The sequence below is a fragment of the Stenotrophomonas ginsengisoli genome, assembly GCF_001431485.1.
Taxonomy (GTDB): Bacteria; Pseudomonadota; Gammaproteobacteria; order Xanthomonadales; family Xanthomonadaceae; genus Stenotrophomonas; species Stenotrophomonas ginsengisoli.
The window spans coordinates 1-13,261 of the sequence record NZ_LDJM01000057.1; the positions used below are offsets into that span (position 1 = coordinate 1).

Sequence of the window (13,261 nt, forward strand, 5' to 3'; positions counted from 1 at the left end):
ACCGTGCACGCGGCCACCGCGCCAGTCCTTGTTGGACGGGCCATCGACGGTCTTCTGGGTGGCGGTGGCAGCGTGCACGGTGGTCATCAGGCCACGCTTGATGCCCCACTTGTCGTTGATGACCTTGGCCAGCGGGGCCAGGCAGTTGGTGGTGCACGAGGCGTTGGAGATGATGGCCTGGCCGGCGTAGGTCTTGCAGTTCACGCCATGCACGAACATCGGGGTGTCGTCCTTGGACGGGGCCGACAGGATGACCTTCTTGGCGCCGGCATCGATGTGCTTCTGGGCCGACACCTTGTCCAGGAACAGGCCGGTGGATTCGATCACCACCTCGGCACCGACTTCATCCCACTTCAGGTTGGCCGGATCGCGCTCGGCGGTCAGACGGATGGTCTTGCCGTTGACGATCAGGTTGTTGCCCTGCACTTCGACGCTGCCGTCAAAACGGCCGTGCACCGAGTCGTACTTGAGCATGTAGGCCAGATAGTCCGGCTCCAGCAGATCGTTGATGCCGACGATCTCGATGTCGTTGCCGAAGTTCTCGATTGCCGAACGCAGCACGTTGCGACCGATGCGACCGAAACCGTTGATGCCAACCTTGATTGCCATGAGTGACAAGTCTCCTGCAGCCGCGTGCATGCGGCGGGGTGGTAAAGGGAGCCGCATTCTAGCAGTCCGGCGCACGATGACAGCGACTTGTACGGGCAAACCGCACCCTGCCCGCAGCTGAACAGGGCACAGTCAATTGATTCCGATCAACGCCGTCCTGGTCGGTGCTGCCGACACTGTGCCCACACCAAACACCTCCACACAGCGAGATGCCCACCATGCGCAAGACCACCCTGATGCTTTCCGCCCTCGCCCTGGCTGCCGCCTCGATCGCCGCTCCGGCCATGGCCCAGTCCAAGGGTGACTGGACCGCCAGCGTCGGTATCGGCTCGGTCAACCCGACCTCGGACAACGGCAAGCTGGCCGGCGGCACCCTGGCCGTTGACGTGGACAGCGACATCAAGCCGACCATCACCGGCGAATACTTCATCGCCGACAACGTGGGCATCGAAGTGCTCGGCGCCCTGCCGTTCAAGCACGACATCAACATCGATGGCCTGGGCCGCGTCGGCTCGACCAAGCACCTGCCGCCGGTGGTCAGCCTGCAGTACCACTTCAACAGCGCCGGCAAGGTCTCCCCGCTGATCGGTCTGGGCGTGAACTACACCACCTTCTTCAGCGAATCCACCGGCGGTGCGCTGGCCGGCAGCAAGCTGAAGCTGGATGACTCCTGGGGCCTGGCCGCGCATGTCGGCGTGGACTTCAAGATCAGCGACAACGGTGCCCTGCGCATCGATGCCCGCTGGGCCGACATCGACACCAAGGTCAAGCTGGATGGCGCGGCCATCGGCACCGTGAACATCGACCCGATGGTCTACGGCGTCTCCTACGTCCACAGCTTCTGATATCACCTCCCCCTCCCGGTGATCCGCCCCCGGCCTTGTGGCCGGGGGTTTTGTCGTTTCTGGCGGCAACACGCCGGGCATGACTTTTGCCCCCTCGCCGCAACCGCGGCCAACGCTAGACTGCTGCCATGAACCGTTTTCTGATTCCCGTACTGGCTGGCCTGCTGTCCAGCACCCTTGCCTCCCCGGCGGCGGCCTGGGGCAGGCAGGGCCATGCCCTGGTCGCCGAGGTCGCGCAGACCCGCCTCACCCCGCAGGCCCAGGCGCAGATCGATGCCCTGCTGGCCCTGGAAGGACATCCGGACATCGCCGCCATTGCATCCTGGGCCGACCAGTTGCGCGAGCGCGACCCGGAACTGGGCCGGCTCAGCGCGCGCTGGCACTATGTCAACCTGGCCTCGCCGGAACAGAGCGCGCAGGAGAAATGCCATTACCAGCCGGCACAGCACTGCCACGACGGCAATTGCGTGATCGCGGCCATCGAGCAGCAGGGCCAGCGCCTGGCCGACACCACCCTGCCGGCCGAACAGCGCCTGCAGGCATTGAAGTTCGTGGTCCATTTCGTCGGCGACATCCACCAGCCGATGCATGCCGGTTACAGCCATGACAAGGGCGGCAACGACCTGCAGATCCAGCACAACGGCCGCGGCAGCAACCTGCATGCCTTGTGGGACAGCGGCATGATCGCCACCCGCGGCCTGGACAACCCGGCCTATCTGACCCGCCTGCAGGCCCTGCCCGACCCGGTACTGGCCCCGGCCCAGGTGACCGGCTGGGCCGAGAACAGCTGCCGCATTGCAGTCAGCGACGGGGTCTACCCGGCCCGGCGCCGCATCGGCCAGGCTTACGTGGACCAGCAGCTGCCGGTGGCCGAAGGTCAGCTGCGCCTGGCCGGCGAGCACCTGGCCGACCTGCTCAACACCCTGCTGGCAACGCCCGCACACGACTGAGCCGTTTGCCAGCAAGCCAGGCAATACCCCAACGCCCGCCGTGTGCGGGCGTTGTGCCATCCGGTCGATCCGATGCCGACCTGTGTGACCGCTTTCACAACCCCGAATGCGGCATCGCACAGATGACTTTTGCGCAGACGCCACATTGCCCTGTCCGACGCGGTTGCAAGGCCCGCTAAACAGCACCGGATCGGTCGTCTTTCGGCTCGAAAAAAGTGCTGTAAAAACAAAAAGTCGCATTTTGCTGCGCGACAGCATCTCGCACGCAAATGCGACAGATATGTGACTACTTCAAATTTTCATTAAAGGATTGTTCACAAATCCTTGTGTTTCGCTACTCTCCGAAAAACCTGCCGCTCACCGCTTACGCGGGTCCAGACAGGCCTCACCAATGGAGAGCACCTCGATGATCCACAGCAAGACCTTACGGCGTGCCGGCTTGAGCGTTGCACTGGGTATGTGCATCGCCGGCGGCGTCCAGGCCCAGAGCACCACCGGCAGCATCCACGGCAATGTGCCGCTGGCTGCCGGCAGCGGCACCACCACGGTGCAGGTCAGCAACACCAGCGGCCTGAGCCGTACCGCCACGGTGGATGCCAACGGCCGCTACAGCTTCAGCAGCCTGCCGGTGGGCCAGTACACCGTCACCGTGACCCGCGATGGCCAGGTCATCGGCAGCAACCAGGTCAACGTGGTGATCGGCAGCTCGGCCGACAGTTCCTTTGCCAGCGGCGGCAGCGCCAATGGCGATGCCACCACCCTGGGAGCTGTCACCGTCACCGCCACCACCCCGGCGGCGATTGACCTGTCCACCACCGATACGCGCAGTGTGATCACTGCCGAGCAGCTGGCCCGCCTGCCGCTGGGCCGCTCGGCCGAAGCCCTGGCCCTGCTCGCCCCGGGCGCTGTCTCCGGTGCAGCCGGCTACAGCGCCCTGAAAGGCCTGGTCTCCTTCGGCGGTGCCGGCGTGTCGGAAAACGCCTACTACATCAACGGTTACTTCTCCGGCGAGCCGGTCTCCAACCTCGGCGGCTTCTCCCTGCCCTATGGCGCCATTGCCCAGCAGGAAACCTTCACCGGTGGTTACAGCGCCAAGTACGGCCGTTCGGCCGGCGGCGTGATCAACCAGGTCGGCAAGCGCGGCACCAATGAATGGGAATTCGGCGCCCAGGTCCTGTGGGAGCCGGACTCCCTGCGCGAGGAATACAAGAACCTCTACCTGCCGGACATCGCCCTGCCGGCCGGTTACGAATACGAAGACGCGGACATGCCCGGCACGCTGTATTCGCGTGGCAAGGGTGCCGGCCAGGAAACCACCACCTACTCGGCCTACGTCGGCGGCCCGATCGTGCAGGACCGGCTGTTCTTCTTCCTCGCCGGCGAGGCCCGCAAGGTTGACGAAACCCTGAACTCCAACTCGCTGAGTACCGGCCGCACCACCTACGCCGAAACCGACAACCCGAAGATCTACGCCAAGATCGACTGGAACATCACCGACAACCACATGCTGGAAGGCACGTGGATGAAGGAGAAGAATGATTACTCCGGTTACTACCGCAGCTACGACATCGAAACCGGGCAGCGCGGTGAGCGCCTGGCGCTGACGCCAACCGAGGAGGAGCGCGACAGCGAGTACAGGATCTTCAAATACACCGGCTACCTCACCGACAACCTGACCCTGAGTGCCACCTACGGCCAGAGTGAGTTCACTGCCAAGGACACGCCCTACCAGTTGCCCGGCGTGGCCCATGTCGGCAACGCCACCAACCAGGATCCGTCCATTACCGGCGGCAGCCCGGTGTTCAGCAAGCTGGCCGGCTACCTCGGCCGCGACGGCGTCAACAAAACCGACGGCATCCGCGCCGACCTGGAATGGGTGGTGGGCGACCACACCCTGAGCGTGGGCATCGACAACATCAAATTCGAGGCCAACAACGAAGGCCAGTCGCAGGATTCGGCCTACTGGATCTACTCTCGCGGCACCCCGACCGGCAACATCAATGCCGCTCTTGGTGTGGGTGCCCCGGGTGGCGATGGTTACTACGTCAGCGACCGCCGCTACTTCACCAATACCAGCATGTCGCTGGAGCAGAAGGCCTGGTACCTGGAAGACCGCTGGCAGATCACCGATGACTTCCTGGTCACCCTGGGCCTGCGAAACGACGAGTTCACCAACAGCAACAACAGTGGTGCGGCCTACATGTCCTCCAGCGACCAGTGGGCGCCGCGCATCGGCTTCAGCTGGGACGTACTGGGTGATGCCAGCCTGAAGGTGTTCGGCAATGCCGGCCGCTACTTCCTGGCCATGCCCAACAACGTGGCCATCCGCGGTGCTTCGGCCTCGACCTACACCAACCAGTACTACACCTATACGGGTATCGACGAGAACGGTGCACCGACAGGCCTGACCGCCGTGGGCGGGGTCAATGGCGCACCGCCGCCGGGCGCGGTCTCGGCCAACGGCGAATACGGCACGCCGGTGGACGTGCTGGCCTTCGCACCGAGCGACCTGAAGAACATGTACCAGGACGAGTACATCCTGGGCTTTGACAAGATGCTCAACGCCAACTGGTCGGCGGGTGTGAAGTTCACCTATCGCGACCTGAAGTCCTCCATCGACGACATCTGCGACCCGTACACCTTCATGGACCACAACGGTCTGGAGAATGTCGGTGACAAGGACGGCAAGTACATCGGCCGCGACACCTCCGGCAAGCATGTGGAAGTGGCCTACTGCTACATGTTCAACCCGGGCGGCAGCAACACCTTCTCCCTGGCCAACGTGGACGCTGCCGGCAACCACATCGGCGGCCGCACCGACTATGTGATGAGCTCGCAGGACTGGGGCTTCACCAATGGCCTGCAGCGCACCTACCAGGCCGTGGACATCTACCTGGAACATCCGTTTGACGGCAAGTGGGAAGGCCGCCTGAACTACACCTACGCCAAGAGCCACGGCAACAACGAAGGCCAGGTCAAGAGCGAGTTCGGCCAGGTCAACATCTCCAAGACCCAGGACTGGGACGCCTGGCAGATCATGCAGTACGCCAACGGCTACCTGGCCAATGACCGCCGCCACCAGATCAAGCTGTATGGCAGCTACGCCATCACCGAGGAATGGACGGTGGCCGGCAACCTGCGTGTGCAGTCGGGCACCCCGATCAGCTGCCTGGGCTACTTCAACCCGGATGGCAGCATTGACGAAAGCTCCAGCGAAGGCGACCCGATCGGCTACGGCCCCAGCTACCACACCTGCTTTGGCCAGATTGCCAAGCCCGGTGACAAGCGCACCCCGTGGACGCGCCAGCTGGACCTGAGCATCGGTTACCGGCCGGCCGTGCTGGACGGCAAGCTGGGCGTCAACCTGCAGGTGTTCAATGTCCTCAACGAGGACAAGCCGCTGCAGGTGGACGTGACCTCCGAAGCCGATCCGTACATCGTCTCCAACACCTACCTGCTGCCGCAGGCCCGCCAGACCCCGCGCTTCGTACGTCTGGCCGTGTCCTACGACTTCTGATCACCTTGAGCAAGGCAGCAACGCAACAACAGACGGCCCCGGGAAACCGGGGCCGTCTGCATTGAAACCGGCACACTGCTGAGCTGTGGATCAGCTACCGCTGTTGGTGCTGTGGGTGGTGGTCTCATCCAGATCAAACCACACCGGCACCCGCACCTTGCCGGCCACCGGCTTGCCATCTTCCTGCGACGGGTTGAACTGCCACTTCCAGGCCGCCGCCACGGTGCTGGCATCAAACACCCCTGCCGGGCTGGACTCCACCACCTCGATGGCGGTCGGCTTGCCGTCCACGCCAACCTCGATTTCCAGCACCACCTTGCCCGACTGTCCCCGGGCAAACGCTTCACCCGGATACACCGGGGCACTCATCTCCCGGACCTGGACATCCACCGTTGCCGCGCCGAGCGCATCGACTTCGGCCGTGATCCGGCCGTTGTTCTGCACCGGGGCCGCTGCCGGTTGTGCCGGTTGTGCCGGTTGTGCTGGCTGTGCCGGCTGTGCAGCCCAAGCCACCGTCGACAGCAGCAGTACGGCAGCGGTGACACCGACGCCGGCCAGGCGACGTTGCAGCGGCGTTTGTTGTTCACGTTTCAGCATGACGATTCGCTCCTTCAAGGGATGGATGTCCTGCCAGTGGCAACCCACCGGCAGCGGGGACAACGCCAGGCTGGTCTTGAGCATGGCGCTGGCATAACTGCGGCGTGCATCGCCGCGCTGGGCGATGACGCGCTCATCGCAGGAGAACTCCTGATCGGCCCGCAGGCAGCGCTGCGCCAACACGAACAGCGGGTTGAACCAGAACAGGCAGCACCACAGGGCAACCAGGGCATTGATCCACCCATCGCCGCGACGCAGATGGATACGCTCGTGCAGCACGATCAGCGCCTGCTCATCGGCGCTGTAGCGGTGGGCAAACCCGGCCGGCAGCACGATGCGCGGCCGCAGCACCCCGACCAGCGCCGGCAAGCCGGGAACATCGGCGCCCTGCCAGCAGCCGTTGCCCAATGCCTGCAACGGGCCCAGGGCACGCACGAAACGCCGCTGCTGCCAGCACAGCAGGGCCGCCATCAACAGCGCGCCGCCTCCCCACAGCAGCAGCAAGCCATCGGCCCAGCCCCAGCCGACCGACACGGAGCCGGGCACCGGCAACATCGGGCCAACCACGGCAGCAACCGGGTTGGCGAGCACGGCCGTGCGCGGGGCCGGCAGCAGCAGCGCCACCGCCGACAGGGGCACCATTGCCCACAGCCCGTAAGCGGCACCGGCACCCAAGCGCCGGCGCAGCGGCCCGCGCAGCAGCAGCACCAGCAGGCAGGCGGCGCTGCTGGCCAGGGTGACCTGCAACAGCGGCTGCATGATCTCAAGGCTGGCCATCGTCGATCTCCTCCAGCAGCTGACGCAGCTGCGCCACATCGGCCGCACTGAGCTTGCGGTGCTGGCTGAAGTGGGCCACCAGCGGCGCGACCCGGCCATCAAACAGGCGCTCGAGCAGGCTGCTGCTTTCCTCCAGCATCCAGGCATCGCGCTGGATCAGCGGCGCGTACTGGTAGCGTCGGCCGTCCTTGCTGGCGGCGATCGCGCCCTTGTTGAGCAGGCGGTTGAGCAGGGTCTTGATGGTGGCCTCGGCCCAACCGGTATCGGCCAGGGCAGTGATCACCTCCTCGGCGCTGCGCGGTGCCTGCTCCCACAGCACCTGCATCACCCGCGATTCGGCTTCGGAGATCTGGATCATCGTTTACACTCGTAATCAGACGGACTGATTACACGCGTAAACGAAAGCAGCCGTCAAGTGCGCCAGCGCTGCCTGCCGACGAACGGTCAAGCGCCCACGTTGCCCTTCCCGATCACCGGGCACAAAAAAGCCGGGCAGTGCCCGGCTTTCTTGTCATCCACAGGGCTCAGCGGATCAGCGCTGGACCTGGGCCTTGGCAGCGGCCACCACCGCATCGACGGTGATGCCGAAGTGCTGGTACAGCTTGTCGGCCGGGGCCGAGGCACCGAAGGTGTCGATACCGATCACCGCACCGTCCAGGCCGACGTAAGCACGCCAGAAACCGGTGACACCGGCTTCCACCGCCACGCGGGCGCGCACGGCGTTGGGCAGCACCGACTCACGGTAAGCCGCGTCCTGGCGCTCGAACACGTCGGTGGACGGGATCGAGACCACGCGGGTGGCAATGCCCTGGGCATCCAGCTCGGCCTTGGCCTTGGTCGCCAGCTCCACTTCCGAGCCGGTGGCAATCAGGATCAGGGCCGGGGTGCCAGCGGCATCGGCCAGCACATAGCCGCCGCGTTCGATCTGCGCGATCTGCTCGCTCGAGCGCACGTTGTGGGCCAGGTTCTGGCGGCTGAACACCAGGCAGGACGGGCCGTCCTTGCGCACGATGGCCTGCTTCCAGGCCACGGCCGATTCCACCGCATCACACGGGCGCCACACATCGTTGTTGGGGATGTAGCGCAGGGAGGCCAGGTGCTCCACCGGCTGGTGGGTCGGGCCGTCCTCGCCCAGGCCGATCGAGTCGTGGGTGTAAACGTGGATGACGTGGGCCGGGATCAGCGCGCTCATGCGCAGCGCGTTGCGGGCGTAATCGCTGAACACCATGAAGGTGGCATCGAACGGCAGGAAACCGCCGTGCAGGGCCAGGCCGTTGGCGATGGCGCTCATGCCGAACTCGCGCACGCCGTAATAGACGTAGTTGGCGTTGGCGTCATCGCTGGCCACCGAGGTGGCGCCCTTCCACAGGGTCAGGTTGGAGTGGGCCAGGTCGGCCGAGCCGCCGACGATTTCCGGCAGCAGCGGGGCGAAAGCGGCAATCGCATTCTGCGAGGCCTTGCGCGAGGCAATGGTGGCACCTTCGGCGGCGACCTGGGCGATGTAGGCATCGGCCTGAGCCAGGAAATCGGCCGGCAGCTCGGCATGCGAGCGGCGGGTCAGCTCGGCAGCCAGTTCCGGGTAATGCGCCGCGTACTTGTCAAAGCGCTGCTCCCACTCGGCCTGGCGGTAGGTGCCGGTGCCGTTGGCGCGCCAGCCGGCATAGATTTCTTCGGGAATCTCGAACGGGCCGTGCTGCCAACCCAGCGCAGCGCGGGTAGCGGCCAGCTCGTCGGCGCCCAGCGGTGCACCGTGCGAGGATTCCTTGCCGGCCTTGGCCGGGGAGCCAAAACCGATGGTGGTGCGGCAGCAGATCAGGGTCGGCTTGTCGTCCTGGCCCAGGGCAGCCTCGATGCCGGCCTTGATGCTGTCCGCGTCATGGCCGTCGACATCGCGCACCACGTTCCAGCCATAGGCCTCGAAGCGTGCGGCGGTGTCATCGGTGAACCAGCCATCGGTATTGCCGTCGATGGAGATGTTGTTGTCGTCCCAGAAGCAGACCAGCTTGCCCAGGCCCCAGGTGCCAGCCAGCGAAGCGGCTTCATGCGACACGCCTTCCATCAGGCAGCCATCGCCCATGAACACCCAGGTACGGTGGTTGACGATGTCGTACTCGGGGCGGTTGAAGCGCTGGGCCAGCAGTTTTTCGGCCAGGGCCAGGCCCACGGCGTTGGCAAAGCCCTGCCCCAGCGGGCCGGTGGTGGTTTCCACGCCCGGGGTCTCATGACGCTCCGGGTGGCCGGCGGTCTTGCTGCCCAGCTGACGGAAGGCCTTGAGCTCGTCGATGGACAGGTCGTAGCCGCTCAGGTGCAGCAGCGCGTAATGCAGCATCGAGCCGTGGCCGTTGGACAGCACGAAGCGGTCACGGTTGAACCACTGCGGATTGCTCGGGTTGTGGCTCAGGTAATCGTTCCAGAGCACTTCGGCGATGTCAGCCATGCCCATCGGCATGCCGGGGTGGCCGGACTTGGCTTTTTCAACCGCATCGGCGGCAAGGAAACGGATGGCGTTGGCCAACTGGCGGCGGGTGGGCTGCGTCATGGTGTTCTTCAAGGACAGTGACGACCGCGGAGCTGCGGGCTGCCCATTATCCCATACCCACCCGGCCACCGGCCCCTGACCGGTGGCACAGGCATCACCGCAGTGGCTCAGTCCTGGCGGTCGGAGGCCAGCGCCGTAGCGCCTTCGGCCTGCGCCGGTTCATGCGCGGCCACCAGGCTGGTCAGGACCAGGTCACCGGTGACATTGAGCGCGGTGCGGCACATGTCCAGCAGGTGGTGCACGCCCAGGATCAGGCCGATGCCCAGCGGGTTGATGCCGACCATGCCGCAGATCAGGGCCACCACCGGCAACGCACCGGCCGGCACGCCGGCGGTGCCGATGCCGCCCAGGATGCACACCACCATCACCAGCACCTGCTGGCCAAAGCTCAGGTCCACACCGAAGAACTGGGCCAGGAACAGCACGGTGACGCCCTCGTACAGCGATGTGCCGTTCTGGTTGGCGGTGGCCCCCACCGTGAGCACGAATCGGGAGATCTTCGGCGGCAGGCCGATCTGGTCGGCCACCCGCAGCGCGGTGGGCAGGGTGGCATTGGAGGAGGCGGTGGAAAACGCCATCAGCGTGGCTTCCTGGGTGCCACGGAAGAAGGCCAGCGGCGAGCGCCCGGACAGCTTCAGGGCGATGGAGTAGCTGATGAACATGTGCACCGCCAGCGCGGCCACCACTACCAGCACGTAGGCGCCCAGGCGCACGATGACCTCGCCGCCGAACACCACCACCAGGTTGAACATCAGGCAGGCCACCGCGTACGGGGCCAGGCGGATCACCCGCCCGATCAGGGTCATGGAGACCTCGAACACGCCCTCGATCACCTTCTTCAGCGGCAACACCTTTTCCGCCGGTGACAGCACCATGCCCACGCCGAACATCAGGGCGAAGAACATCAGCGACAGGATCGCGCCATTGCTGCTGGCTGCGGCCAGTACATTGGACGGCACGATGGACAGGAACATCTCCAGCCCGGTGGGCTGGTTGTCCAGGCTGGCGATGATCTGCGCGCTGCGCTGTGCATTTTCGGCCAGCATGGCCTGGGCCATGACCGGGTCCACACCGGCGCCGGGCTTGAACACATTGACCATCACCAGGCCAATGGCCACCGCCGTACCGGTGAGCACGATGGTGTAGCCCAGGGTGCGCCAGCCGATGCGCCCCAGCGCACTGACATCGCCCATCTCGGCCACACCGATGACCAGGGCCGAGAACATCAGCGGCACGATCAGCATGAAGATCAGGTTGAGGAAGATCGTGGACAGCGGCGTGGTCACCCAGGTGATCACCTGCTTGATCCAGGCCGCATCGGCGGCCAGGTAGTGCACCACCAGACCAACCAGCAGGCCGGCAGCAAAACCGATACCCATCTTCCAGTGCAGCGGCATGCCGGCTGCCTTTTCCTGCGCCTTGCCCATCACCATCCCCATGCGGTTTGAACGCACAGCCTAGCAGGATGCAGGCACCGCGCTACCTGCCGGATGGGCCATGGTCTGGCCGGGCCGCTTACGGCGGATACAACGGTGGCAGCGGCTGCACGGGCACGGTGACAGGCGCCGGATGCAGGGCCGGGCCGGCCGCGAATGCCGCGCGCAATGCCGCCCGGGCTGCGACCCGGTCATTGCCGTCGGCACCCCACCAGCTGCGCTGGGCATCGTGCAGGACCTGTTGCTGCTGGCGGTCGGCCAAAGCGCCCATCAGGCCCGGCCAATCGTGGGTACCGGTGATGGCCTGCAAGGCATCGATGATCTCCTGCCAGCTGCCCTGGGCCAGCTGCTGCTGCAGATTGGCCTGGCCTGTCGCGGCCAACGGCAGCAACGCGGCAGGCGCGCCCCGCCGGCGCCAGTACCACAGCAACCCGGCGCCCAGGGCCATGGCCAGCAAGGCCAGCCCCCACACCATGCCAGCCTGTCGCGCCGGTGCCGGCTGCTGAGCCTGCGCTACCGCAGGCAATGCTGGCGCGGTGGCCGCCGCTGCCGGCCGGGCCGTACCGGCAGGCAGCACCTGTACGCTGATGGCCGGCTGCACGGTACGCCGCCGCTGGCCGCTGTCCACCTGCCACCAGTCCAGCTGCACTGCCGGCAGCTGCAACGGACCGGGCTGCTCGGCCACCACCACCACGCGACGGCGCAGCAGCAGTTGCGGGCGATCACCGTCAAAACGTTCCTCCACCTCGGTGGCCTGCGGATACAAGCGGTAGCCGGGCCCATCGGCAGGCAGCGGCAGGCTATCGAGCTGGGCACGCGAGGCACCGTCGACCTGGGCCTCGAGCACCAGCTCCACGCCCTGCCCCACCTCCAGCCGGTCCGGCGTCACCTGCCAACCCAGCAGCAGGTCGTGGGCCGGCAGCCAGGGATCAGGCGCATTGGCCGGCCGGGCCTGGACCCGCATCTGCAACGGCGGATCCTGTTCGGCCACCAGCAGCTGGCCGCGCCCGGCCCCCACCGCGCGCCCACGGAAGCGTGCCGGCGGCAGCGACAGCAGGCCACTGCGCTCGGGCAACAGCAGGTAGCGCCGCTCCACCACGTTGTAATGGCGGCCATCGACCACGGCCTGGTCGACCCGGTCATCGCCCACCCGCTGCAGGCCGGCATGCTCGGGCACGTCCTGGACCAGCTCACCGCCGGACAGCTGGGTGGCGTAATACAAGGCCACCACCACGCCCACGCTCTGGTGCACCCAGGGGCTGGCCGTATCCACACGGGTACGGATGAAGCTCAAGCCCGGGCCAGCGCCCGGGGCACTGCCAGCGCTGCCGGCCACAGCCGCATCGGTCACGGTCAACGACAAGGGCGCGGTGTGGTGCCTGCCCACCTGCAATGCAGGCACCTGCAGCTGGCCGGCACGCCGTGGCTGGATGCCCAGCACATACTCCACCCGGCTGTCGAAACGACCGTTGTGCATCTGGCTGTAACGGCGCATGGTCGGCGAATAGATCAGGAAGTCCCGCTCCAGCGGCGCGTAATCCGGGCTGGCATCAGCCCCCTCTGCGCTGATGGTCAGCGTGGCCACCTCGCCCAGCGCCAACTGGCTCCGGTCCAGCTGCGCCTGTACCTGGGCCTGCGCCGGGACCAGCGGCAGCAGGCACAGCACCAGCAACAGCCAGGCCAGGCCGAACCCGTGGCGCACAATCATCGCTGCCATTGCCGGCGCTCCTTTTCCAGCAGCAGCTTGCGCCGCAGCAGGGCGCCGGGCTCGTCCGGCACACGACGCAGCCAGAACTGCTGGGCCTGCTCCTGCTCCTGCGTGGCATCGGCCTGGCCGGCAGCAACACCGACGCCGGCCTGGCCATCCGGCGCAGGCTGGCCTGCCGCCAGCGCCTGCTCCAGCGCCTGGCGCTGGGCCTGGTTGGCCTGCGCCTGGGCGGCCGCATCAAAACCAGCATTGCCCGCAACGCCCTGGCCCTGCTGGCCTTGCT

Annotated in this window: 9 protein-coding genes and 1 pseudogene; 3 read left to right on the top strand and 7 right to left on the bottom strand. The window is 66.2% G+C overall.

Going from position 1 to position 13,261, the window contains the following annotated elements; genetic code table 11:
- The coding region (locus tag ABB30_RS15095; protein ID WP_161808876.1) for a type I glyceraldehyde-3-phosphate dehydrogenase at positions 1–609 on the bottom strand (609 nt) is incomplete at its 3' end.
- A gap of 218 nt (positions 610–827) precedes the next feature.
- Between ABB30_RS15095 and ABB30_RS15100 the strand changes: the two genes are divergently transcribed.
- The 3 genes from ABB30_RS15100 (at position 828) to ABB30_RS15110 (ending at position 5,921) form a co-directional block, all read left to right on the top strand.
- Complete coding sequence (locus ABB30_RS15100) at positions 828–1,454, top strand: OmpW/AlkL family protein (RefSeq protein WP_057639141.1); 627 nt, start codon at positions 828–830, stop codon at positions 1,452–1,454.
- Positions 1,455–1,582: 128 nt separating this feature from the next.
- The gene (locus ABB30_RS15105) at positions 1,583–2,404 is read left to right on the top strand and encodes a S1/P1 nuclease (RefSeq protein WP_057639142.1); all 822 of its coding nucleotides are present in this window, start codon (positions 1,583–1,585) and stop codon (positions 2,402–2,404) included.
- Between the two features lie 406 nt (positions 2,405–2,810).
- Positions 2,811–5,921, top strand: coding sequence for a TonB-dependent receptor (locus ABB30_RS15110; RefSeq protein WP_057639146.1), 3,111 nt, complete (start codon positions 2,811–2,813; stop codon positions 5,919–5,921).
- Between the two features lie 90 nt (positions 5,922–6,011).
- Here the strand turns inward: ABB30_RS15110 and ABB30_RS15115 are convergent, their stop codons facing one another.
- From ABB30_RS15115 to ABB30_RS16550, 6 genes and pseudogenes are all read right to left on the bottom strand, one after another.
- Complete coding sequence (locus ABB30_RS15115) at positions 6,012–7,295, bottom strand: TonB family protein (RefSeq protein ID WP_057639143.1); 1,284 nt, start codon at positions 7,293–7,295, stop codon at positions 6,012–6,014.
- The gene (locus ABB30_RS15120) at positions 7,282–7,650 is read right to left on the bottom strand and encodes a BlaI/MecI/CopY family transcriptional regulator (RefSeq protein ID WP_057639147.1); all 369 of its coding nucleotides are present in this window, start codon (positions 7,648–7,650) and stop codon (positions 7,282–7,284) included. Before ABB30_RS15120 ends, ABB30_RS15115 begins: the two co-directional genes overlap by 14 nt.
- A 177-nt stretch (positions 7,651–7,827) precedes the next feature.
- Positions 7,828–9,834 (bottom strand): transketolase, encoded by a 2,007-nt coding sequence (gene tkt, locus ABB30_RS15125; RefSeq protein WP_057639148.1) that lies wholly within the window; start codon positions 9,832–9,834, stop codon positions 7,828–7,830.
- 107 nt (positions 9,835–9,941) lie between these two features.
- Positions 9,942–11,261: a dicarboxylate/amino acid:cation symporter gene (locus tag ABB30_RS15130; RefSeq protein WP_083489922.1), complete on the bottom strand. Its 1,320-nt coding sequence runs from the start codon at positions 11,259–11,261 to the stop codon at positions 9,942–9,944.
- An 88-nt stretch (positions 11,262–11,349) separates the two neighbouring features.
- Positions 11,350–12,987 carry a BatD family protein gene (locus ABB30_RS15135; protein WP_083489921.1) on the bottom strand — a complete coding sequence of 546 codons (1,638 nt, stop codon included), beginning with the start codon at positions 12,985–12,987 and terminating at the stop codon, positions 11,350–11,352.
- Positions 12,975–13,261, bottom strand: a pseudogene (locus ABB30_RS16550) (hypothetical protein); the annotation flags it as partial. The gene ABB30_RS15135 and the pseudogene ABB30_RS16550, both read right to left, overlap by 13 nt.

Bases quoted from the DNA above. Each gene is read 5' to 3' on its own strand.
- ABB30_RS15100 (WP_057639141.1), top strand. From the start codon at position 828: ATGCGCAAGACCACCCTGATGCTTTCCGCCCTCGCCCTGGCTGCCGCC.
- ABB30_RS15105 (WP_057639142.1), top strand. From the start codon at position 1,583: ATGAACCGTTTTCTGATTCCCGTACTGGCTGGCCTGCTGTCCAGCACC.
- ABB30_RS15110 (WP_057639146.1), top strand. From the start codon at position 2,811: ATGATCCACAGCAAGACCTTACGGCGTGCCGGCTTGAGCGTTGCACTG.
- ABB30_RS15115 (WP_057639143.1), bottom strand. From the start codon at position 7,295: ATGGCCAGCCTTGAGATCATGCAGCCGCTGTTGCAGGTCACCCTGGCC.
- tkt (WP_057639148.1), bottom strand. From the start codon at position 9,834: ATGACGCAGCCCACCCGCCGCCAGTTGGCCAACGCCATCCGTTTCCTT.
- ABB30_RS15130 (WP_083489922.1), bottom strand. From the start codon at position 11,261: ATGGGCAAGGCGCAGGAAAAGGCAGCCGGCATGCCGCTGCACTGGAAG.
- ABB30_RS15135 (WP_083489921.1), bottom strand. From the start codon at position 12,987: ATGGCAGCGATGATTGTGCGCCACGGGTTCGGCCTGGCCTGGCTGTTG.